Origin of the sequence: Deinococcus seoulensis (assembly GCF_014648115.1) — a bacterium.
GTDB lineage: Bacteria > Deinococcota > Deinococci > Deinococcales > Deinococcaceae > Deinococcus > Deinococcus seoulensis.
The window spans coordinates 25911-47325 of record NZ_BMQM01000021.1 but is presented as its reverse complement, the minus strand read 5'-3'; the positions used below and the strand labels follow the sequence as shown (position 1 = coordinate 47325).

Annotated in this window: 22 protein-coding genes and 1 tRNA gene; 11 read left to right on the top strand and 12 right to left on the bottom strand. The window is 66.3% G+C overall.

Going from position 1 to position 21415, the window contains the following annotated elements; genetic code table 11:
- Positions 1-27 precede the first annotated feature (27 nt).
- Complete coding sequence (priA, locus tag IEY70_RS14315) at positions 28-2565, bottom strand: replication restart helicase PriA (protein WP_189065708.1); 2538 nt, start codon at positions 2563-2565, stop codon at positions 28-30.
- A gap of 118 nt (positions 2566-2683) precedes the next feature.
- On the opposite strand from priA, the gene IEY70_RS14310 reads away from it, so the two are divergent.
- Positions 2684-3595, top strand: a complete 912-nt coding sequence (locus IEY70_RS14310) for a DMT family transporter (protein WP_229777948.1) — start codon at positions 2684-2686, stop codon at positions 3593-3595.
- Here IEY70_RS14310 and IEY70_RS14305 read toward each other — a convergent pair.
- From IEY70_RS14305 to IEY70_RS14295, 3 genes are all read right to left on the bottom strand, one after another.
- Positions 3579-3941 carry a hypothetical protein gene (locus tag IEY70_RS14305; protein ID WP_189065707.1) on the bottom strand — a complete coding sequence of 121 codons (363 nt, stop codon included), beginning with the start codon at positions 3939-3941 and terminating at the stop codon, positions 3579-3581. The genes IEY70_RS14310 and IEY70_RS14305 overlap by 17 nt on opposite strands.
- 89 nt (positions 3942-4030) lie before the next feature.
- Positions 4031-4321 (bottom strand): hypothetical protein, encoded by a 291-nt coding sequence (locus IEY70_RS14300; protein WP_189065706.1) that lies wholly within the window; start codon positions 4319-4321, stop codon positions 4031-4033.
- Between the two features lie 286 nt (positions 4322-4607).
- The gene (locus tag IEY70_RS14295) at positions 4608-5999 is read right to left on the bottom strand and encodes an RNB domain-containing ribonuclease (protein ID WP_189065705.1); all 1392 of its coding nucleotides are present in this window, start codon (positions 5997-5999) and stop codon (positions 4608-4610) included.
- A 213-nt stretch (positions 6000-6212) separates the two neighbouring features.
- On the opposite strand from IEY70_RS14295, the gene IEY70_RS14290 reads away from it, so the two are divergent.
- From IEY70_RS14290 to IEY70_RS14275, 4 genes are all read left to right on the top strand, one after another.
- Entirely contained in the window at positions 6213-7118 is a 906-nt protein-coding gene (locus IEY70_RS14290) for a DUF4097 family beta strand repeat-containing protein (RefSeq protein WP_189065704.1), read from the top strand.
- The gene (locus IEY70_RS14285; protein WP_189065703.1) at positions 7115-7336 is read left to right on the top strand and encodes a hypothetical protein; all 222 of its coding nucleotides are present in this window, start codon (positions 7115-7117) and stop codon (positions 7334-7336) included. Before IEY70_RS14290 ends, IEY70_RS14285 begins: the two co-directional genes overlap by 4 nt.
- The gene (locus IEY70_RS14280; RefSeq protein ID WP_189065702.1) at positions 7333-8037 is read left to right on the top strand and encodes an SHOCT-like domain-containing protein; all 705 of its coding nucleotides are present in this window, start codon (positions 7333-7335) and stop codon (positions 8035-8037) included. The genes IEY70_RS14285 and IEY70_RS14280 overlap by 4 nt, the downstream gene beginning before the upstream one ends.
- 173 nt (positions 8038-8210) lie before the next feature.
- The gene (locus tag IEY70_RS14275) at positions 8211-8564 is read left to right on the top strand and encodes a DUF2089 domain-containing protein (RefSeq protein WP_078301387.1); all 354 of its coding nucleotides are present in this window, start codon (positions 8211-8213) and stop codon (positions 8562-8564) included.
- Between the two features lie 186 nt (positions 8565-8750).
- Here IEY70_RS14275 and IEY70_RS14270 read toward each other — a convergent pair whose 3' ends face one another.
- The 3 genes from IEY70_RS14270 to IEY70_RS14260 all read right to left on the bottom strand — a co-directional run bounded on the left by IEY70_RS14270 (position 8751) and on the right by IEY70_RS14260 (position 10433).
- Entirely contained in the window at positions 8751-9110 is a 360-nt protein-coding gene (locus IEY70_RS14270) for a tRNA-binding protein (RefSeq protein WP_189065701.1), read from the bottom strand.
- A 24-nt stretch (positions 9111-9134) separates the two neighbouring features.
- Positions 9135-9659 carry a GNAT family N-acetyltransferase gene (locus tag IEY70_RS14265; RefSeq protein WP_189065700.1) on the bottom strand — a complete coding sequence of 175 codons (525 nt, stop codon included), beginning with the start codon at positions 9657-9659 and terminating at the stop codon, positions 9135-9137.
- 78 nt (positions 9660-9737) lie between these two features.
- Positions 9738-10433: a Crp/Fnr family transcriptional regulator gene (locus IEY70_RS14260; RefSeq protein WP_189065699.1), complete on the bottom strand. Its 696-nt coding sequence runs from the start codon at positions 10431-10433 to the stop codon at positions 9738-9740.
- Positions 10434-10732: 299 nt separating this feature from the next.
- Between IEY70_RS14260 and IEY70_RS14255 the strand changes: the two genes are divergently transcribed.
- From IEY70_RS14255 to IEY70_RS14245, 3 genes are all read left to right on the top strand, one after another.
- Positions 10733-12568, top strand: coding sequence for an acyl-CoA dehydrogenase C-terminal domain-containing protein (locus IEY70_RS14255; protein ID WP_189065698.1), 1836 nt, complete (start codon positions 10733-10735; stop codon positions 12566-12568).
- A gap of 66 nt (positions 12569-12634) precedes the next feature.
- Complete coding sequence (locus IEY70_RS14250) at positions 12635-12814, top strand: hypothetical protein (RefSeq protein ID WP_189065697.1); 180 nt, start codon at positions 12635-12637, stop codon at positions 12812-12814.
- A gap of 9 nt (positions 12815-12823) precedes the next feature.
- On the top strand, positions 12824-13459 hold the full coding sequence (locus tag IEY70_RS14245) for a Fic family protein (RefSeq protein ID WP_189065696.1): 636 nt from the start codon (positions 12824-12826) through the stop codon (positions 13457-13459).
- Between the two features lie 7 nt (positions 13460-13466).
- On the opposite strand, the gene IEY70_RS14240 is transcribed toward IEY70_RS14245, so the two are convergent.
- From IEY70_RS14240 to IEY70_RS14225, 4 genes are all read right to left on the bottom strand, one after another.
- Entirely contained in the window at positions 13467-14150 is a 684-nt protein-coding gene (locus IEY70_RS14240) for a winged helix-turn-helix domain-containing protein (RefSeq protein ID WP_189065695.1), read from the bottom strand.
- A gap of 108 nt (positions 14151-14258) precedes the next feature.
- Positions 14259-14334 (bottom strand) — tRNA-Ala (locus IEY70_RS14235).
- Between the two features lie 78 nt (positions 14335-14412).
- On the bottom strand, positions 14413-14814 hold the full coding sequence (locus tag IEY70_RS14230) for a helix-turn-helix domain-containing protein (RefSeq protein WP_221589079.1): 402 nt from the start codon (positions 14812-14814) through the stop codon (positions 14413-14415).
- The gene (locus IEY70_RS14225) at positions 14811-15197 is read right to left on the bottom strand and encodes a hypothetical protein (protein ID WP_189065694.1); all 387 of its coding nucleotides are present in this window, start codon (positions 15195-15197) and stop codon (positions 14811-14813) included. Before IEY70_RS14225 ends, IEY70_RS14230 begins: the two co-directional genes overlap by 4 nt.
- Positions 15198-15623: 426 nt before the next feature.
- Between IEY70_RS14225 and IEY70_RS14220 the strand changes: the two genes are divergently transcribed.
- Positions 15624-16772 (top strand): DUF262 domain-containing protein, encoded by a 1149-nt coding sequence (locus tag IEY70_RS14220; RefSeq protein WP_189065693.1) that lies wholly within the window; start codon positions 15624-15626, stop codon positions 16770-16772.
- Positions 16772-17260: a HEPN domain-containing protein gene (locus tag IEY70_RS14215; protein ID WP_189065692.1), complete on the top strand. Its 489-nt coding sequence runs from the start codon at positions 16772-16774 to the stop codon at positions 17258-17260. The genes IEY70_RS14220 and IEY70_RS14215 overlap by 1 nt, the downstream gene beginning before the upstream one ends.
- 125 nt (positions 17261-17385) lie before the next feature.
- On the opposite strand, the gene carB is transcribed toward IEY70_RS14215, so the two are convergent.
- Positions 17386-20460: a carbamoyl-phosphate synthase large subunit gene (gene carB, locus IEY70_RS14210; RefSeq protein WP_189065691.1), complete on the bottom strand. Its 3075-nt coding sequence runs from the start codon at positions 20458-20460 to the stop codon at positions 17386-17388.
- Positions 20461-20870: 410 nt separating this feature from the next.
- Here carB and IEY70_RS14205 point away from each other — a divergent pair, with 410 nt between their 5' ends.
- A complete protein-coding gene (locus IEY70_RS14205; protein ID WP_189065690.1) occupies positions 20871-21407 on the top strand; it encodes a GNAT family N-acetyltransferase in 537 nt (178 codons plus the stop codon).
- The last annotated feature ends 8 nt before the right edge of the window (positions 21408-21415 follow it).

Genomic DNA, 21415 nt, shown 5'->3' with positions numbered 1-21415 from the left:
AGTTCCTCCAGCCTGCCTGCGACAGATTTACAGCCCTCCCCGTGGATTCACGTCCACTCTGACCCTGGCTTTCCAGGTGCGGGTGTCGAGGATGCGCAGGAGTTCGCCCAACCGTGCGTCGTTGCGTGCTCTTAGGAACAGGTGGTAGGGGTACACGCCGCGCAGGCGGGCGACGGGGCTGGGGGCGGGGCCGAGGACTTCGTGGGGGGTGGCGCCGGCGCCGTGGAGGGCGTCGGCGAGGTCCTGCGCGGCAGCCTGGGCTCTGTGCTGGTCGCGGGCGCTGATCTCGATCTGGGCGAGGCGGGCGTGGGGGGGGTAGTTCAGGGCGGCGCGGGCGCGTTCCTCGGCGGCGGGGTAGGCGAGGGTGTCGCGACCTTCGACCATGACTTTCAGGGCAGGGTGGTCCGCCTGGAAGGTCTGCACGACGGTCATGGGGGCGCGGGTGGGGTGCCATTCGGCAAGTTGTCGCAGCAGGCGGTGGTAGCGTTCGCTGGCGCGGAAGTCGCTGACGTTCAGCCACGTGTCGGCCAGGGTCACGCCGATCAGGGCGAGGTCGGGCGGCGCCTCGTGCGACAGCAGCAGTTGCGTGCCGACGATCACGCCGCTCTCGCCGCGCATCAGGGGCGTCAGGTCGTCCTGGTGGTCGCGGTCGAGGCGGTAGACGGGGAAGCCGGGCAGGAGTTTGCGGACTTCCTGGGTGATCCATTCGGTGCCGGGGCCGCGCGCTTTCCACATGCGGTCGCCGCACTCGTCGCAGCGGTCCGGGACGGGCTGGTGGTATCCGCACTGGTGGCAGGTGAGTTGCCGGGTGTCCTGATGAAAGCGCAGCGGTACGTCGCAGTGGCGGCACTGGGGGGTGTGTTCGCAGGTGGGGCAGCGCAGCAGGGCGCTGTACCCGCGTCGGGGGGCGAGCAGCGCGGCCTGCCGTCCGCGTTCCTGCACCTGCCGCAGCACGCGGGCGAGGTCGTGGCTGATGGGGTAGCCCATGTCGGCGGGCGCGAGGTGCGCGCCGGACAGCGGTCCGATCTGGGGTTGTTCGGGCGGGTGGGCGTAGTCCACGACGTGCACGCGGGCGCGGGGGGGTGGGAGGACCGCGCCGGGGTGCGGGACGCTCTCGGCGGCGGGCGCGGCTCCCACGAGGGCGAGGGCGGCGTCGTGCGCGGTGGCGAGGCGGGCGGCCACGTCGGGCAGGAAGGCGCGGCTGCCGCTCAGGAGTTTGTGGGCGTCGCTGGCTTCCTCCAGCACGACGATCAGCGCGGGGTCGTGCAGGGGGGCGGTCAGGGCGTGCCCGCTGCCGATGACCAGCCGCGCGTGCCCGCCCTGCACGAGCTGCCAGGTGTGCTCGCGCTGCGCCTCGCTGAGCTGGCCGCTGATCTGCGCGGCGTGCGTGCCGCAGGTGCGGGCCAGGCCGCTCAGGTGCTCCCAGCTGCGGCGCAGCGTGGCGGCGTCCGGTGCGAGGACCAGCACGCCCCGGCCCTGGCGCAGCAGGCGGCCGATGCGGGGGGCCAGGGCGGCGGCGCGGCTAGCGGGTCGGCCCCCGTGCAGTCTCCAGACGGGCGCTTCGGGCAGCCGGTCGGGCCGGTCGGGGTCGGGGGTGGCGGCGGCGGGTTCCGGCAGGGCAGGGGGAGGGGCGGGCACCTGGATGGTGTCGGCCCAGCCGCGCAGGGCGAGCGTTCCGGCCTGCGTGCCGCTCAGGGGAATCCCGGCGGCGCTGGCCCCGGCGGCCCAGGCGGCGTAACTGTCGGCCGGGCCGTGGTCGCGCAGCCACTCCCACGCGGGCGGCGGGGGCCGTTCGGTGCTGGCGTACTCGGCGGCCCCGGCGTTCAGGGCGGCGGTCACGACCCCGGCGCTGACCCCGGCGCCCCGTGCCCAGGCGCTCAGGGTGTCGCAGGGACCGTGTTCCGCGAGCCACGCGGCAGCCTGCGCCTGCCTGGGGGTCAGTGTCGTTGGCTGGGTCGGCGTCTGGGTGGGGGCGGACGTGACGGCGCGCAGGACGGTCACGGTGCGGCTGGCGGGCGGGACGTGTTCGGGCGCGCGGGCCTCCACCACGCTGATCAGGCGGGGTTGCGGCGTGAAGCGTTCCTCCAGCAGGCCCTGCTCGCGGATGGCGTCCAGCAGGGCGGGCGCAAAGGCTCCGGCGTCCGTCCAGCGGTCGGTGGGCACGCGGCGCGCGAACGCACTCAGGTCGCTGCCCGGCACGGCCCGGACCATGTGGGCGTACGCGGCCGTCCAGCCGACGCCCAGCAGGTCGCCCCAGATCAGCCCGGCGGGAATGCGGGCGTCGTGCGCCCAGCCCTGCACGCCCGTCACGGTCGCGGGCGGCACCCACGGCGCGGCCGGGTCGTCGAGCAGGTGCGCGGCCTCGCGCAGGCGGTGGGCGGCGCGCGGGTCCCCCTCGCCCACCACGAGGCCCACGACCAGTTCCCCACGCCACGGCACCAGCACCCGGCACCCCAGCGGAACCGGCCCGGAAAAACCGTGCGGCGCGCCGAAATCGTACGGCGGCACCGGCAGGTTCACGGCCACCTGCCACGGGTTCGGGGAAGGGGAGGCGGGCGGCGTCACGTGCCGCAGGCTAGCGCGCCGCGCCCGGCCGCTTCCGTGACCTGCGCCCGGGGCAGGTGGTGCCGGACGGCTGGGCAGCCCGGCGGGACGTTCAGGCCGGACGCGCTACCCTCCGGGGGTGACGCTGCCGCCTGCCCGCCCCGCACCTGCCCCGGTGAACGTCCGCACGGGCCTGCTGCTGGGTGTGACCTCGGCCCTGACGTTCAGCACGCTGGGCGTCTGGGGCAAACTGGCGGGGCAGGTGGGCCTGGAGTCCTTCAACGCGCTGGCGTGGCGGTTCGGGATGGTGGCGCTGTTGCTGCTGCCCCTGTCGCGCGGGCTGAGCGGCGCGGACCGCCTGCGGATGCTGGGCGTGGGCACGGTGTACGCCGCCGCGACCATCTGTTACTTCGGGGCGCTGGGGCGCGTCACGGCGGGCGCGACGGGCCTGCTGCTGTACCTCGCACCGGCCTTCGTGATCCTGCTGGCGTGGCTCTCGGGGCGCACGCCGCGCCGCACGCAGCTGGGCGCCGTGTCGCTCGGTTCGGTCGGGCTGGCCCTGGTGATCGGGCTGCCCGGCCCCGCCGACCGCGACCCGGCGGGCCTGCTGCTGGGTGCGGGAGCGGGCGTGCTGTACGCCGCGTACCTGCTGGCCAGCGAGCGGCTGCTGGGTGGCGTGCCCGCGCTGGCGTCTACGGCGCACATGGCGCTCGTGGCGGCGCTGGTGTTCACGGCGCTCGCGGCGGGCGGCGGCACCCTGGGCGTGCCGGGCACGGCGGCGCAGTGGGGCGTGATTGCGGCCATGGCGCTGCTGCCCACGCTGATCGCCGTGCCTGCCCTGTACGGCGCGGTCCGGCACCTGGGGGCGGCGCGCACCAGTCTGCTGGGCACGCTGGAGCCGCTGTTCACGCTGATGCTGGCGGGCGCGGTGCTGGGCGAGCGGCCGGGACCGGGCGTGGTGCTGGGCGGCGCGCTGATCCTGGCGGGCGCGGCGCTGGCGCAGTGGCCTGCCCGGTCCCGGCCGGGGAGGGCCGTCAGCGGCCGTCGCTGAAGGTCACGGTCAGCGGGTCGCGGGTGGGTTGCCCGGCCAGGGGACCGCTGGCGCCCACGATGCTCAGGCCCGGCGTGTCGCTGCTGGTGGCCGGGAGTTGCAGGTGCAGCAGGCGCGTGCGGCCGCCCTGCACGCTCAGGACACTGACCTTCAGTTCCCCGGCGCGCACGCAGCGGGCGTTCATGGGGCAGCGGCTGTCCTGCACGCGCAGCAGCGTGACGGTGCCGCTGCCGAACGCGGCCGTCTGGCCCGGGGTCAGCGTGACGGTGGCGGCCTGCGCGGCGCCCAGGGCAGATGCGCCGCTGGCAGCGAGAACGAACAGGAGGCGGGTCAGGATGCGGTTCATGCCGCCCACTGTGCCGCGCGAAGCTGAGCGTCGGCTGACCGGAGGTCTCACCGTGCTCGCAGGCGCGGCGCGTCAGCTGATCAGGGGCGTCAGCCGATCAGGGGTGCGTCGCCGTGGTCGCTGCCGTGGTTGCCGCAGTCGGCCAGGGCTCGGAAGCTGGCGGCCTTGCTGCTCAGGCCCATCTGGTCGTAGCACCCGGCGAGTTTCAGCGCGAAGAATTCCACGGCGCGGCAGTCCTCGCGGCGTTCGGCGACTTCCAGGCAGGTGCGGTAGTGCAGGACGGCGAGGTGGTACTGGGCGCTGCGGGCGGCGTGCTCGGCACGGCAGTGGCTCATGCGGAGGGACACGATGTCGCTCTGGGCGCTGATCACGGCGGTCATGACTGGCAGTGTAGCCATGACCCACCGTGAATGAATGAAAGATGAATCAGGTTTGAAAGTACGAAAGGTGCGTCTATAACGTTGTTTTTCGCTGCTGGCGAAATGAGAGGCCGTGATTTTATGCATCACCTGAACAGCCGCGCAGATTGGTCTCGACCACCAGTCTGCCTCGCCGGTCGGTCATGGAACAGACGGAATCAGGATCAGGCGGATTCCGTCTGTTTCGCTCCCACTCGCATCCGCTCGGATAGAACGGGCTTTGCAGCCCATTCAATCGGAGTCCATATCAGACGAGGCTGGCCCGCACGCCCAGCGTGCTGAGGTTCACGTCCAGCAGGCGCACCTGCAACTCGGTGTTCAGGGGGGCGGGCGTGCTGCTGGGTAGGTCGAACGCCAGGTCCGGGATCAGCAGGGTCGCCTGCGGGCCGCGCCGGTCCACGACCACGGCGTTCCACACCCGGTCAGGTTGCGCGGCGATAAAGCGCAGGGTGTGGTGGCGGCGGCTCAGGCGTTCGGCCTGCCGGGTGCCGTCGGCGTTCAGGCTCGCCTGCGCCACGCGCGCGGCGACCTCCTTCCCGCCCAGCGGGTCGCGTCCGGCCAGGTGGGCGCGCAACTGCTGGTGCACCACGAGGTCCAGGTAGCGGCGCATGGGACTGGTCGCCTGGGTGTACAGGTCCAGGCCCATCCCGGCGTGCGGGCCGGGCGCCGGCTGGAAGCGCGTGCGGGACAGCGTGCGCCGCCGCGCCCACTCGGCGCTCAGGCCGCTGCCTCGCACCTCGCGCTGGGGTGGGTCCTGCGTGGCGAACGGCAGCGGGATGGCGTGGTCGTCGGCGTAGATGGCGGCGCCCCACCCGGCCAGGGTCATGCATTCCTGCACCACGGCGCGCATCTCGGGTTTCGGCAGCGGGGTCACGAGGGCACCTTCGGGTCCGGCCTTCACGCGGACCTCGGGCAGGTCGATGCTCAGGGCGCCCTCCTGCACGCGCAGTTCGCGGCTGGCGCGGGCCAGTCGGGCCAGGGTCACGAAGGGTTCCTGGGCGGCGTCCAGCGCGGCCTGCGCCTGCGTGTACGTCAGGCGGGTGACGCGCACGGTCGTGAGTTGCACGTCCACGGCGTCGGCGTTGCCGTCCTCGTCGAGGTCCAGGCTGATGCTCAGGGCGGGCGTGGTGGGGTGCAGGCCCAGGCCGGTCTTCTCGACCAGTTCGTCGGGCAGCATGCCGATGGTCTGGTCCGGCAGGTACAGGGTCGCGCCGCGCGCGCGGGCTTCGAGGTCCAGTTCGCTGTCTGCGGGCACCAGGGCGGCCACGTCGGCCACGTGAATCCACAGGCGGGTCAGGCCGCCGCCCAGGACCTCGATGCCCACGGCGTCGTCCGGGTCGCGGTTGCCCTCGTCGTCGATGGCGTAGGCGTCCAGGTGGGTCAGGTTCAGGCGGGGTTCGTCCGTGAAGTCCGGGACGCTCAGGGTGACGGGCTGCGTGGCGGCGCCCAGGCGGTCGGCGTAGGGGGTGCGGCGCTCGTCCCACAGGCCGGCGCGCAGCAGCAGGGCGTGCGCGGTTTCCGGCGTTTCCGTGAGGCCCAGGTCGCGCATGGCGCGGCTCTTGGCCTGCTTGCCGCGTGCCAGCAGTTCGATTTCCGTGCGCTGCGCGGGGCTGAGGTCGGGGGCGGTGGGAAGGCTCATGGCTCAGAGCATAAAGCAGCGGCGGGGAAGGGGGCCGCGCCGTGCCTGGACCTCGATTGGAAAGTCGGAGTTTACATCCTGTCCGGGGGTGCGGCGCCCGAGATGCGTCAGGTGCCTGTTGCGGGCTGACAATCGGGGGGTTTTGGGCTGAATGAAAAATTAAGATTGACAGATTGGTAAATCCATGTTTCTATATGGACACAGGAGACGAACATGGATGAACAGCATGGGTCCGAAGATTTCCGTTCGCAGGTGCAGCGTCTGGTGGCCGAAGGCAAACTCACCCCCGAGGAGGCCGCCGGTCTGCTCGAGGACCACGCCCCCACTCCCCCCGACCTCCGCAAGTCCGCCCCCACGCCCCCCGGACCCACGCTCCCCGGGCACTTTGGCCCCAGCCCCGGCCCGGACGCCGCCCGTGACCTGACCCTCAGGGTCAGCGGGTACAGCCTGACCGTCCTGCTCGACCCGGCCCTGGCTGCCCCCACTCTCAGCGCCAGCGAGGAAGGGCAACTGACACTGAACCACGCCCCCGACGGCTGGCATGTCACCCGCCGAAAGTCGCCCGAGAAGAACCTGAACTTCGGCTCGCTGCGCGCCATCCTGACCGTGCCGTTCACGCCCAACTTCGTGCATGCCAGCGTCGAGGGCGGCAACCTGACCCTCCCCGACCTGAGCGGCGACCTGAACGCCGAGGTCAGCGGCGGCAACCTGAAACTGCAGGACGCGCACGCCCTGCACGCCACCGTCAACGGCGGCAACCTGAACGGCGGCAACATGAGCGGCCCCGCGTACGCCACCGTGAACGGCGGCAACCTGACGCTGGCCGGATCGGTCGCCCTGACCGCCGGCGTGAACGGCGGCAACCTCCGCTGGGCCGGCGTGCTGGGCAGCGGCGACCACCGCGTGGAAGTGAACGCCGGGAACGCCACCCTGCACCTCGGCGCGGGCAGTAGCGTCACCCTGAACGCCGAACTGACCATGGGGTCCTTCCGCGCGGACTTCCCCACGCAGCGCAGCGGGTCGTTCCTGACCACCTACCACACCGGCCAGATCGGCGGCGGAGAAGCCCACCTGCACTGCCGCGTGACCGCTGGCGGCCTGAAGGTCGTGACCGCATGACCGTCCTGCCCACCCGCCCGGTCCTGACCGTGAACCGCCCCGCCCGCCGCCGGACCCTCCTGGCCCGCCTGCACGCCCTGCTGCGCGCCGCCCTGCACCCCGACGCGCAGGCCACCCACGACCGGCAGCAGGTCCGCGCCGCCCTGAACGCCGAGGCGCACCGCGCCGCGCTGCTGCGCGCCCAGCTGACCGGCACCCCGTCCGGAGGCCGCGTATGAAAGACAAGATCCGCCGCATCCTCGACCTGATCCGCGCCGGGCGCCTGACGCTGGACGACGCCGCGCCGCTGCTGGCCGCGCTGCACACCCGACTGGCCCTCCAGACCACCGACCGCGAACTGCTGGCCGCCCTGCTGAACCGCGAGGAACTGACCGCCGACCAGATCGCCGAACAGCTGATGCTGCTGCGCGGCGTGCCGGACGCCCCGAACGCCGCGCAGTCACCCCGGCCGCCCCAGTCACCCCGGCAGCCCCAGCCGCCCTACCCTCCGCAGCCGCCCCAGCCTCCGCGCCGCCCGCAGGTCGTGATCGGCGGTCAGCGCGTGCGCGGCCTGGAGGACCTCGTGGAACGCTTCGCGGACCGCTTCACCGGAGGCATCGACGAGATGGTGGACCGCATCACGCAGCAGGCCGTCCCGCACGACCCCGTGCCCCCCGAACCGCACATGCCCCGCGCCTCGGCCCGCATCCTGCGCATCGAGATCGAGAGCGGGGACGGCGACGAGTACAGCGCGAACCTGCCCGTCAGTCTGGCCGCGCACCTGCCCAAACTGATCCCGCCGCACGGCGTACGTGCGCTGGAAGCCGCTGGCCTGAGCATCGAGGCGCTGCAACTGATCATCGAGGCCGACCCGCCCCCCGGCCCACTCATCGACTCCGAGGACAGCAGCGGGAACGAGATCCGCATCAGTTTGAAGTGAGACCGACTCCGATTGAATGGCTTATAAAGCCGTTCAATCCGAGCGGATGCGAGTAGGAGCCGCGCGGGTTCCGGACGTGGAGTTGGCAACCCGGTGTTGTCCCGGGTTGTTAACGAAACAAACGGAACCCGTATGAGACGGCGGGAGTGACCCGCCCCTTACAGTGAGGATGTATGCGCCCCCTGCCCCTGCCGTTCCCCGATGAAACCGAAGCGCCCCTGGTCACGGAACTGCGGTTCCCGACGAGTGGCGTGACGGTGCGCGGCACCTTCGAACTGAACGAGTTCGCGGTCCTGACGCCCGACAACCTGGAATTCCTGCGCCTGTACATCCGCGTGCGCGGCAACCTCAAGGAGGTCGAGCGGGTGCTGGGCGTCAGTTACCCCACCGTCCGCGCCCGTTTCGACACGCTGCTGCGCGCCATCGGGTACGAACCGGAACTGGCCGACCCGCACGCCGAGGTCCTGAGCAGCCTCGAACGCGGCGAGATCACGCCCGAGGAAGCCGCCCGCAAACTCCGCCGATAAGCAGGGAGTGGGAACAGCGCTGGACGCTCACCCACTCCCCGCACCCCACCTCATACGGATTCCGTTTGTTTCGTTAACAGATCGGAACACCACCGATCTGTTAACTCCACGTCCGGAACTCGTTTCTCTCCTACTCGCATCCGCTCGGATTGAATGGCTTTATAAGCCATTCAATCGGAGTCCGTATCAGAACACCTTGCTGCCCAGTTTCGCCTCGCGGGCGGGGGTGAGGGGAGTGGCGTCGCCGCTGGGGGCGCCCGTGAACTGCACGCCCAGAATCAGGACATCCGAGACGGTATCCCCGACAGGGCGCGCCTCGAAGTTCAGGACACCGAGGACCTGCATGCCGATCAGTTCCTCGGGGGTGTGCCCGGTGAAACGGCCCACGCTGGTGCGCACGCCGTACCGGCCGAAATCCACGCTCAGGCGGTACGCGGGCTTGGGGGTGCCGGGGGCGGGTTCGGCACTCAGGACGCGGCCCAGGCGGATGTCCAGGCGGTCGAGGGTGTCGGCGGGCGTGACGGTGTCCTTGAGGGGGGTGGCCATGCGGTCAGCGTGGCACGCGCCGGGTCAGCGCAGGCGGCCCAGGTCTGACCAGCCCATGCGGAGTTCGCGCAGGTCGCCGTCACGCTTCTCGCCGCATTCCGCGCCGCCCTGCCGGGTGTACCAGTCGCGGGTGGGGTTCACGTCCAGCACCCACAGGGCCATGCTGCGGGCGCCGCGTTCACGCAGGGCCGCCGCGACGGCGTGCAGGAGTGCCCGGCCGGTGCCGTGTCCCTGCGCGGCCCGCAGGGCGTACAGCGTGAACAGTTCCGAGTCGAAACCCGGATGGTCGCGCGCTTCTCCCGCCGACGCGAAGGCGATCACGGTTCCGTCCGCCTCGGCCACGTGCACCACGTCCTGCCCGGCCTTGATGTTCTGCGCCCAGAACGCCTCGCGCCGCGCCTGTGCCTCGGCGTCCGTCATGCGGTCCAGAAAGTCGGCGGGCATCAGGCCCGCGTACGTCTCGCGCCAGCTCTGCACGTGAACGGCAGCGATACCGGGGGCGTCGGTGGGCGTGGCTGCCCGGATGACGGGCCGTGGCGGTCGGGTCATGGTTCAGTATAGAAGTCAGCATAGAAGAACGCCGCCCCGGAAGGCGGCGCAGGTGCGGCGGGCGTTCAGGACCGGGCGTCAGTTGCCCTGTTCGATGTAGCGTTTCAGGGCGTCCATGCGCACGACGATGGGCGTGCGGGCGCGGACGATCGCGCCGTCCTGTTTCAGTTTGCCCAGGCTGTGGCTGACCGTCTCGCGGGTCGCGCCGACCATGCGGGCAATGTCTTCCTGGTTCAGTTTCAGGTTCAGTTCCACGCCCTGCGCGTGCGGCCGCCCGAACTCGCGCGCCAGGCGGTACAGCAGGCTCGCCACGCGTTCGGGGGCGCTGTAGGCGCTGACGGTGGCGGTCCAGGCCTGCGCCTCGAACAGGCGGGCGGCCATCAGGCGGATCAGTTTCATGGCGAGGTCGGGTTTGCTGTTCAGCAGTTTCTGCAGTTCGCTGCGTGGCAGGACGATCAGGGTGGTGCGTTCCAGCGCCTCGGCCTGGGTGGGGCGGCGTTCCTCGGGTTGCAGCAGCAGTTCCCCGAAGGTGTCGTGCTGCCCGATGACGCCCAGGATGGCTTCCTTGCCGTTCGGGAAGAGTTTGCTGATCTTGACGAGGCCGCTGCGAACGAAGTACAGCGCGTCGGCGGGGTCGTCCATGCGGTAGATGACCTCGCCGGGCTGGTAGGACCGGTAGGGGGTGGTGGCGGCCACTCGCTCCAGTTCGGCAAGCTCAAGGTCGGCGAAGAGCTCCGTTCGCTTGAGGTGCCAGACCAGACTTGGGTAGTTCATGATTCTTCACACAATACCCGAAAAAATGTGCATTTACCCGCTGCGGGGCGCGGGGTCAGGGCACGCCCCCCAGTGTGTTACGGGTCAGTTACCGGGGTGCGTGTACAGACGCCGGGCTGACGGGTGGACTGTGGGTGGACTGAGGGCAGGATTGATGGGTGGCCAGTCAGCACGGACGCTCCGGGCCGGCCGACTGGGCAGACAGGGGTGACATTCGCCCCGAGAAGATTTATACTCGGTTCAACTAACAGTGACGGGTGGCGTCCCTCCGGGCGAAACCCCACAAGGAGGACCTACACATGCCTACCTACAAAGCCCCCCTGCGCGACATCAAGTTCCTGATGAACGAACTGCTGGACGCCCCCGCAGAACTCGCCAAGATCCCCTACTACACCCAGAACGAAACCGCCGACGCCGACCTGATGAGCCAGGTGCTCGACGAGGCCGCCCGCTTCGTGGAAAGCGAACTGGTGCCCCTGAACGCCGTCGGCGACAAGGAAGGCTGCGTCCGCCACGACAACGGCGACGTGACCACCCCCACCGGCTTCAAGGCCGCGTACGACAAGTACCGCGCCGCCGGCTGGACCGCCCTCGACGCCGACCCCACCTACGGCGGCCAGGGCATGCCCCACCTGATCAGCAACGTGCTCGTCGAGATGCTCAACAGCGCCAACGTCGCCTGGAGCATGTACCCCGGCCTGAGCCACGGCGCGTACAGCGCCCTGCACGCCGTCGGCAGCGACACCCTGAAAGACCTGTACCTGCCCAAGATCGTCAGCGGCGAATGGACCGGCACCATGTGCCTCACCGAACCCCACGCCGGTACCGACCTCGGCATGATCCGCACCAAGGCCACCGACAACGGCGACGGCAGCTACGCCATCAGCGGCACCAAGATCTTCATCAGCGCCGGCGAGCACGACATGGCCGACAACATCGTCCACCTCGTCCTGGCCCGCCTGGAAGGCAGCCCCGAAGGCACCAAGGGCATCAGCCTGTTCCTGGTTCCCAAGTTCATCCCCACCGCTGACGGCAAGGTCGGCGAACGCAACGGCGTCGTCTGCGGCAGCCTGGAGCACAAGATGGGCATCCACGGCAACGCCACCGCCGTCCTGAACTTCGATCAGGCGCAGGGCTGGCTGGTCGGCGAGGTCAACAAGGGCATGAGCCACATGTTCATCATGATGAACGCCGCCCGCCTCGGCACCGGCCTCCAGGGCCTGGGCCTCGGTGAAGTCGCGTACCAGAACGCCCTGGCCTACGCCAAGGACCGCACCCAGATGCGCCACGAACCCCGCGTGAACCCCGGCGAGCAGGCCGACCCGATCATCGTGCACCCCGACGTGCGCCGCATGCTCCTGACCGGCAAGGCCTACACCGAAGCGGGCCGCGCCATGGCCATGTGGCTCGCCCTGAGCATCGATCAGGAACACCACCACCCCGACGAAGCCAAACGCAAGGAAGCCGCCGACCTCGTCGCCCTGCTGACCCCCATCGCCAAGGCCTTCATGACCGACAACGGCTTCAACATCGCCGTGCAGAGCCAGCAGGTGTACGGCGGCCACGGCTTCATCCAGGAATGGGGCATGGAGCAGTTCGTCCGTGACGCCCGCATCGGCCAGATCTACGAAGGTACCAACGGCATCCAGGCCCTCGACCTGCTGGGCCGTAAGGTCCTGATGGACGGCGGCAAGAAACTCCAGAAACTCGCCGGCACCCTCCAGGAATTCGTCGAGGAAAACGAAAGCGACGAGCACATCGGCGACTACGCCACGCAGCTCGGCAAGGCCGCCCAGCAGCTCGGCAGCCTGACCATGGTCATCGGCCAGAAAGCCATGGGCGAAGGCGGAGCCGACGAAGTGAACGCCGCCGCCGTCGACTACCTGCGCTTCTTCGGGCACGTCGTGTACGGCTACCTGTGGGCCCGCATGGCCAAGATCGCCCACGAGCAGATCGAAGCTGGGAACGACAAGGACGGCTTCTACACCGCCAAGGTCCAGACCGCCAAGTTCTACTTCGCCAAGCTGTTCCCCGAAATCAAGAGCCTCGCCACCACCATCAAGGCTGGCAACGAAACCCTCGCCGTGGACGACCGCGCCGTCTTCGGCTGGGAAGGCGCCCTCGTCCACGCCTGAACCCCGCCCGCGTCACCTGTAATCCCAGGCGCTCCCTCCGAAAGGTGGGGGCGCTACTCTATATCCATGACCGTGACCAGAAAAAAAATGGCGACGACCATCAAGCCGTCCGTCACGTCCGCGTCACTGACCCGCGCGTCTGGCCGGGAACGCCTGACGGACAGCATCACAGGCAGCCTGCGGGTAGAGGGCTACGCCGTCAAACGAGATGCGGTGTCTGAAGCGGTGAATAAACACCGGAAATAAACCGCAGAAATGAATCCCAGACACCCCCGCAAGACCGAACCGCAGGACACGCAACTGGGACTTCTGGTCCGTTACGAGGACATCGAACCCCACCTGATCCAGGGAGAACTGCGGGGCCGCGAGTGGATTCATCAGCGTGCCCTGAACCCGGACACGCCACCCTACCTGGGCGACACGGACATTCTGGACCTGCATCAGGCTGCCTTCGAACACATCTACGCCTGGGCAGGAACGACCCGCCGGACCGAAGTCGGACCGGGCGGCACCGTGCACGTCCGCTCGTTCGAGGTGCGCGCCAGACTCCGCGAACTTCAGTACGACTTTGCCGTGTGGTACGACACCCTGCCGGACTCCTGGCAGCTTGAAGAGGCCGCTGAACTGATGGCCCGCACCCACCATCAGTTCGAATTCATTCACCCGTTCCCCGACACGAACGGCCGCACGGGCCGCCTGCTGGATCATTACGTCCTGTGGGTGTCACTGGGCGCGGCCGGCCCGAGCCTGGAGGAAAGTCCCCAGATCGTGCACTTTCCGGATGAAACGGCTGTGGGCGACTACTTCCAGGCGCTGCACGAGGCCACCAACCGCCGGGATTACCGCCTGCTCACGGCGTACTACCTGCGGCGACTGGAAGAGGCCCTGTAGGCAACCCCTACACCGGCAGCGCCGACCCCAGGAACGAGTTCGGGCTGCGCGACAGGCTCCGGATGCCGTCATCGTCGGCGCGGTACGCCAGGACGGCCAGTGTGCAGGGCTGCCCGCCCTCGCTGTGCCCTTCTGCGTACGCGCGGGCCAGCACCTCGCTCAGCTCCCGCGCCAGTTGCACGTACCGTTCCGGTGTGAGGTTCACAGTCACGCGGTCCAGGTGCGCCGGGTGCCCTTCGGTCGCCGGGGCGTCCGGCACGGGCATGACCGGCGCCGTCCCGCCCGCCTCTCCGAACCCGTACACGTCTTCCTCGCCCGCTCCTGCCAGCGCCCACGACCGCCCGTACGCCCGCAGAAAGCCTTCCGACAGGTCCCGCAGGTCCGCCGTTCCGTTCCCCTGCTCGTCCTCCGGGGGCAGCAGGTCCGACGGCACCCGGAACTCCCGCGCGGCCAGCACGAACCGCACCCGGCCCCCCTCACGCTCCAGCTCGCGCAGCAGGCCCAGGCCCGCCAGTCGCCGCGCATGGTGATGCACGAGGTTCGCTGCCATGCCCACCCGCCCCGCCACCTCGGACGGCGACGTGGGCCGCAGGAACAACCCCAGCAGCCGCACGTCCTGCCGCAAGGCCCGCGCCGCGCGCACGTCCGTGACCCGCACCGATTCCACCTGTCCTTCTGTCCATTCAGTCATGCCCGCAGTGTGCCGCCCGCGCGTTTCAGTGCGCTATGGCCACCGCTGAAAGCCCTGGCAGCTGCAACAGGAAAACCCCCTCCGGTGTGGAGGGGGTTCCTTTGTTTCTGGTGGAGCTGAGCGGGATCGAACCGCTGACCTTCTGAATGCCATTCAGACGCGCTCCCAGCTGCGCCACAGCCCCAAGCCAACGCCTGAGCCCAGAAAATGTAGCACCACCACGCACAGAAGTAAAGAGGGTCAGGCAGCCCGCCTGAATCTGCTACTGCGCCTGCGCGGGTTGCGGTAAGTCCACCTGAATGGTCTTCCCGGCCCGGCGGGGCGTGAGTGTCACGGTCACGTCGTACCCCAGCGCGCCCGCGTGTTCTGCCAGGGTACCCACCGTGGGGTTCACCGAGCCATTCTCCAGTTGCGACAGGCGACCCCTGCTGACCCCGCGCCGCCGCGCCAGCTCCGCCGCGCTCAGGTGCGTCTGTTGCCGCGCGAGCTTCAGCGCGTGCGCCACCGTCTCGGCCGTCAGGGCATCCTGCACGTCCGCCGCGAAACCCGACGCACTCTCCGGCACCAGCAGCCCGGCAGGCAGATCAGCGGTGGGCGTGACCGACCCGTCCGCGTTCAGCAGTTCAGCTGCCAGTGCCATCTTCGCTTTCAGGGATTCGTTCATACCTTCAACCTCCCGGTTTTCACGGCGATCAGCGCGTCGTACGCTTCCTCGATCAGGGCCTCATTCGGCCCGTCCCCGTCTGCCTTGAATTCCGCGTTGACCAGCACAGGCCGACCATCCGCCAGCCAGAACAGGTATACGCGCGCCCCGCCGCGTTCGCCCGTGCGGGTACTGGGCTTCAGTTCACTGATACCCGGATAGCCTTTCAGAGCCACCACGTACCGGCTGACATGTCCATGCTCCCGGACGTCCTGGCAGAGCTTGATGCATTGCCAGACCGCGTCCCGGTGTCCAGCTCGATTCATGTCGAGCAGGCATTCCACGATGCGGACGTGCCGGGCCCGCAGGCGGTGAGGGAGGCGAACGTAGACCAGCGGCGGCACGGGTTTAGTTTAAGCTAAACAATCTGGAAATGCGACCCTCGGCCATTTCGCGTTGATGGGGGAGAGGGGCGGCCCTGGATTCCCCCTCCACTCCGCCCCCCGTCACCACCCCGCGCCCCAGCAGAAGCCGGTAATACGGATACAAGTTATCGCCGTGAGTCGCAATTGCCCAAATTGGATGGATGGTCAAATGCGCGAGACGGCGTGGGGGTAAATATGATATTGATGCACATATCAAACAGAGTGCGGCCGATCTAAATGGTTTTTTACCATAAGCTCCTTAAGAAATTTGGAAATAGAGTCTTTCCGCCTGAAGTATTCGTAATATCTAAAGCCGGTCATGCGTGCTGGGTTAAAGGTAATATGATTTCTGAGCTAATCGGTTGCTGCTGAAATTTTCAAATTCTACTTTAATGTGGAGGTCATATGGTAAAAGAAGTGAGTGTTTCTTATGGGCGCGATGAAGATAATGACTTTTACTCAAACGATGATCTGTACAATATAAATAGTTGGGGTGCAGATCTATCTTTTAGGGAGATTATTTCCCAATATGCAGAAGGGGATATATTAAAGCCTCAATTACAAAGGCATTATGTTTGGGATAAATCTGAAGCTAGTCGATTCATAGATTCAATACTAATGGGATTACCCGTACCAAGTGTCTTCTTTGCTAAAACCCCTGACGAAAAAATGCTTATAATTGATGGTTACCAGCGCATAATGACAGTTTATGACTTTGTACGCGGAATATTTTCTGGAGATTCAAAGACATTCGCATTGACTAATTCAGATAAAATCAACAAAAGATGGCGCGGCAAGAGCTTCCTTGAGCTATCCGATATAGAACAGAGAAAAATCAAGAATACTACCATCCATTGCATAATATTTATACAAACAGCCCCTAAAGATAATGATACGAGTATGTATCAGATCTTTGAAAGGATAAATACCAGTGGGCGGACACTAATGCCTCAGGAAATAAGGAACTGTGTATACTTTGGAAAATTAAACGAAGCATTATTTGAAATGAATGAAAATAGTGCTTGGCGTACCCTATTCGGCAGCGAAGTGGCTGACAGCAGAATGCGTGACATGGAGTTGATATTGAGATATTTTGCCATAAAGGACATATTTGAAAATAAAGCAGAGATCAGAATCAAGCAGATATCGCTGAAGAAATATTTAAATGAATATATGCAAAAGCTGCAAAGTTCGGATGCTACAACGATTGAAGGCATGAAAATCGAGTTTTATGAAGTAATGAGTATTATACTGAATAAAGTGGGAGAAAACGCATTCAGGAATCTTTCGGACGGCCACTCTGCATCAAGCGGCACGGGTCGCTCCGCAGGTATAGCCAAATTCTCAAATAGATTCAACGCCCCTATTTTTGATTCTATGTCTATCGCTATTCATAGTCTAAGGCAGCAGAAGAGTCTCTCGGAAGAATTGGGAAGATCCAGAATTGAACTGCTCTTAAATCCTGAATATCAAGATCTAATAAGAACCCGTACCACTCATGTTGATAGAATCGCTGATAGGGTTAATTTAGCTATAAAGATCTTGGATAACTAATGAAACAGGAAGTGATAGACATTTTAGACGAATGTGATGCTGAGCTTCGGCAAATAAAAATTTTTCTGGGCGCCATGGGACTAGGAAGCGCTATGACGCCGTATATATCTCGATACGCAGTAATTAAAGCATGCGGATCGATAGAAGTTGCTTTTAAAAATAATGTAAATGATATTTGCTCGCCAAGAACCAAGAAGGAAGTAAAATACTATCTAAGAAAGGAAGTTATAGGAAGTTCAATGAATCCTTCCTATGATAATATCATCAAATTAATCTCTAAATTTAGCGAAGACTGGCCGAGGGAGTTCAAGAGGGAAGTTAATAATGATCCCGATGCTTCTAGATTGAAGACGAGTTTAAAATCACTGGTCGATGGAAGAAATGAATTTGCTCATGGTGGTTCCCCGTCTATTACGATTGATGACACCATTAGATATTTCGCTGATTCTAGAAAAATACTAGAGATACTAGACGGCGTGATGGGATAAGCAGATAGGTATCCACACAAGATTTGTTACATAATATACTAATTGACAATATTCAAAAATTGAATGCCCCCGGCAGAGACATACTCAGGCCGGGGGCGGTGCGTGTGCTTTTTTGTGGCGTTACGTCAGGCGTTCACCCATTCCTGGAGGCTCTTGACGTTCAGGGGGTCATCCTTCGCGGCGGCGATGGCTTTGGCGGTCCATTCGGCGGCCTCTTTGGTGCTGACGATGGGCACGCCGCGTTCCAGCGCGGTGCGCAGCAGGCGGCTGCCGGTCACGTCGATCAACAGGTTGGGCAACTTGTCGCCGTCCTGTTCGCGGATGACGGTCAGCCCGCTGTCTTGCAGGCTGGCGGCCACGTCGTCCAGGCCGTCGCCGAGCAGCAGGGCGGTGCCGGTGGTGGGGACGTTGCTTTTCGCGCCGATCTGCGCGCGGTAGAACGCGCGGTAGGGGTCGCTGTCGATGCCCATGCTCTCGCCGGTGCTTTTCATTTCGGGGCCGAGGGTGGGGATCACGCCCGCGAATTTCAGGAACGGCAGGTGCACTTCCTTCACGGAGTACATGGCGGGGACTGGCGTGTCGTGCAGGCCGATCTGGTCGAGGGTGTGGCCGACGGCGATGCGGGCGGCGCTCTTGGCGAGGGGGTGGTTCACGGCCTTGGACACGAACGGGACGGTGCGGCTGGCGCGCGGGTTCGCTTCAAGGATGTACGCGACGTCGTCCTTGACGGCCCACTGGACGTTCATCAGGCCGCGCACGCCGAGGGCGAGGGCGAGGCGTTCGGTGTCGGCTTTCACGCGGGCCAGCAGGTCGGGGCTGAGGTTGACGGGCGGGAGGATGCAGGCGCTGTCGCCGGAGTGGATGCCGGCGGCTTCGATGTGCTCCATGATGCCCATGACGACCGCGCGGTTGCCGTCACAGAGGGTGTCCACGTCGAGTTCCAGTGCGCCTTCCAGGAACTGGTCGAGGAGGATGCTGGGTTGCCCTTCGACGGCGGCGTACACCTCGTTCAGGTACGTGGTGAGTTCGTCCATGGAGCGGACGGTGCGCATGGCGCGGCCCCCCAGGACGTAGGAGGGGCGGGCCATGAGCGGGAAGCCGAGTTCTTCGGCGAGTGCGGCGGCCTGGTCGGGCGTCTGCGCGACCTTGCCCAGCGGTTGCGGCAGGCCGAGGCGTTCGCACAGCGCGTTGAAGGAGGCGCGGTCCTCGGCCTCGTCGATGGCGTCCACGCTGGTCCCGATGATGGGCGCTCCGGCCTCGGCCAGTCGGCGGGCGAGTTTCAGCGGGGTCTGCCCGCCGAGTTGCACGATCACGCCGACGGGTTTCTCGTGTTCGACGATGTTCATGACGTCCTCGAACGTCAGCGGCTCGAAGTACAGGCGGTCGGCGGTGTCGTAGTCGGTGCTGACCGTCTCGGGGTTGGAGTTGACCATGATGGTCTCGTACCCGGCTTCCTGCAACGCCCACACGGCGTGGACGGTGGCGTAGTCGAATTCCACGCCCTGCCCGATGCGGTTGGGGCCGCTGCCCAGGATCACGACCTTGGGTTTGTCGGTGGGCGTGACCTCGTCCTCCCACTCGTAGGTGCTGTAGTGGTACGGGGTGTGCGCCTCGAACTCGGCGGCGCAGGTGTCCACGGTCTTGTAGACGGGCACGGCGCGGGCTTCCTTGCGGATGGCGCGGACGTCCAGTTCGCTCAGGCCGACGATCTCGCCGATGCGGGCGTCACTGAAGCCCAGGCGTTTGACCTCGCGCCAGATCTCGTACTTCCACTCGCGGATCGGGCCGAGTTCCAGCAGTTCGCTCTCGGCGTCGATGATCTCCTTGAGCTGGCTCAGGAACCACGGGTCGATCTTGGTGGCGTCGAACAGGTCGTCCGTGCTCTCGCCCCGGCGCAGCAGTTCCAGCACGGCTTCCAGGCGGCGGGGGTTGCCGTACAGCAGGCCGCGCAGTTCGTCCACGCTCATGGCGGCAAAGGCCCCGCGCACGTCGGACTCCACCGAACGCATGGCTTTCTGGAGGCTTTCCTTGAAGGTGCGGCCGATGGCCATGACCTCGCCCACCGAGCGCATCTGCGTGCCCAGCGCGTCACTGCTGCCGGGGAACTTCTCGAACGCGAAGCGCGGGATCTTCGTGACCACGTAGTCGATGCTCGGTTCGAAGGAGGCGGGCGTGATGCGGGTGATGTCGTTCTTCAGTTCGTCCAGGTGGTACCCGACGGCCAGCAGCGCGGCGATCTTGGCGATCGGGAAGCCCGTCGCCTTGCTCGCCAGTGCGCTGCTGCGGCTGACGCGGGGGTTCATCTCGATCACGATCACGCGGCCGTCTTTGGGGTTCACGGCGAACTGGATGTTGCTGCCGCCGGTGTCCACGCCGATCTCGCGGATGATCGCCAGCGACTGGTCACGCAGACGCTGGTACTCCACGTCACTCAGGGTCTGCGCGGGAGCCACGGTAATACTGTCGCCGGTGTGCACGCCCATCGGGTCGAAGTTCTCGATGGAGGTGATGATCACGACCGTGTCGGCCGTGTCGCGCATGACCTCCAGCTCGTACTCCTTCCAGCCCAGGATCGATTCTTCCAGCAGCACGCTGGTCACGGGGGAGTCGCGCAGGCCGCCTTCCGTGATCGCCAGGAAGTCCTCGTACGTGTGCGCGATGCCGCCGCCCGTGCCGCCCAGCGTGAAACTGGGGCGGATCACGATGGGAAGCCCGATCTGTTTCTGGTACTCGACGGCTTCCTCCATCGAGTGGACCATCTGGCCCTTGGCGGTCTCCACGCCGATCTTCTTCATGGCCGCCTGGAATTCCTCGCGGTCCTCGCCCTTGCGGATCGCGGCGGCGTTCGCGCCGATCAGTTCCACGCCGAACTCCGCGAGGGTCCCGTCGGCGTTCAGGTCCATGGCGAGGTTCAGGGCGGTCTGGCCGCCCAGGGTGGGCAGCAGCGCGTCCGGGCGTTCCTTCTCGATCACGCGCCGCACGAATTCCGGTGTCAGCGGTTCCAGGTACGTGGCGTCCGCCAGGTCAGGGTCGGTCATGATGGTCGCCGGGTTGCTGTTGACCAGCACCACCCGGTACCCCTCATTCTTCAGCGCTTTGAGCGCCTGCGTGCCCGAGTAATCGAACTCGGCGGCCTGCCCGATCTGAATGGGGCCGCTGCCGAGAATCAGGATGGTCTGGAGATCAGTACGCTTAGGCATTCCAGAGAATGAGCCTAACACGCCCGGAGGCCCGGCGGCGTAAGGCGGTATGCAAACTTATGCACGCCGGACCTGTGCACCGGGCCGCGTGGCGCAGGTTCGCCCGGATGTGGGGGCGGCAGCGGTCGGGTGTGGCCGGGTGCGGTAGGGTGCAGCGTTGCCGCGCCGCAGCCCTGCCCACGGCGCCCGCCTCACGCCGGGCCCTGATGCAGGACCCCAGAGGGGCTTCCACGAGGGGCTTCCACGAACGCTTTCCAAAGCGCTTCACAGCCTGCGGCGCCCCCGCGCACCTATCGTCTGATCATGGTTTTCCGGATCAGCCGCGACTGGTCCGCCCGTCCGAACAGCCCCGGCCCACCTGGGTTCACCCATCCGGGTCTGCGTTGTTCTCGCATCAAAGGAGGGTCCACATGACCACCTCACAATCCCTGACCGACACGCCCGCCACGGACCGCCTGACCATCAGGCACGTCCCGCTTGGCCCAGGTACCCCAGTTGGCTCAGACACCCCAGTTGGCTCAGGCACTCCGGTCGGCTCAGATACCCCAGGTCCCCTGAGCGACCCGGAAACCGGGCGGATCGCGGCGTTCCTGCACCGGCACCTCGGGCAGTACGGCGACGCCCTGAGCGACATTCAGGCCTGCCTGCGCTACGCCCACGAGCGGGGCGGCAGCGTCACGCTGGCCGAGGAGGACGGCCACCTGCTGGGCGCGGTCGTCACCAACCGCACCGGCATGAGCGGCTTCATTCCCGAGAACATCCTCGTGTACGTGGCCGTGCACGAATCCACGCGCGGCCGGGGCGTGGGCCGCCAGTTGATCGAGGTCGCCACCGGGGCGCTTCAGGGCAGCGTGGCGCTGCACGTCGAGCCGCACAACCCGGCCCGCAAGCTGTACGAACGGCTGGGCTTCACGAACAAGTACCTCGAAATGCGGTTGCAACGGTGAGGGGGGCG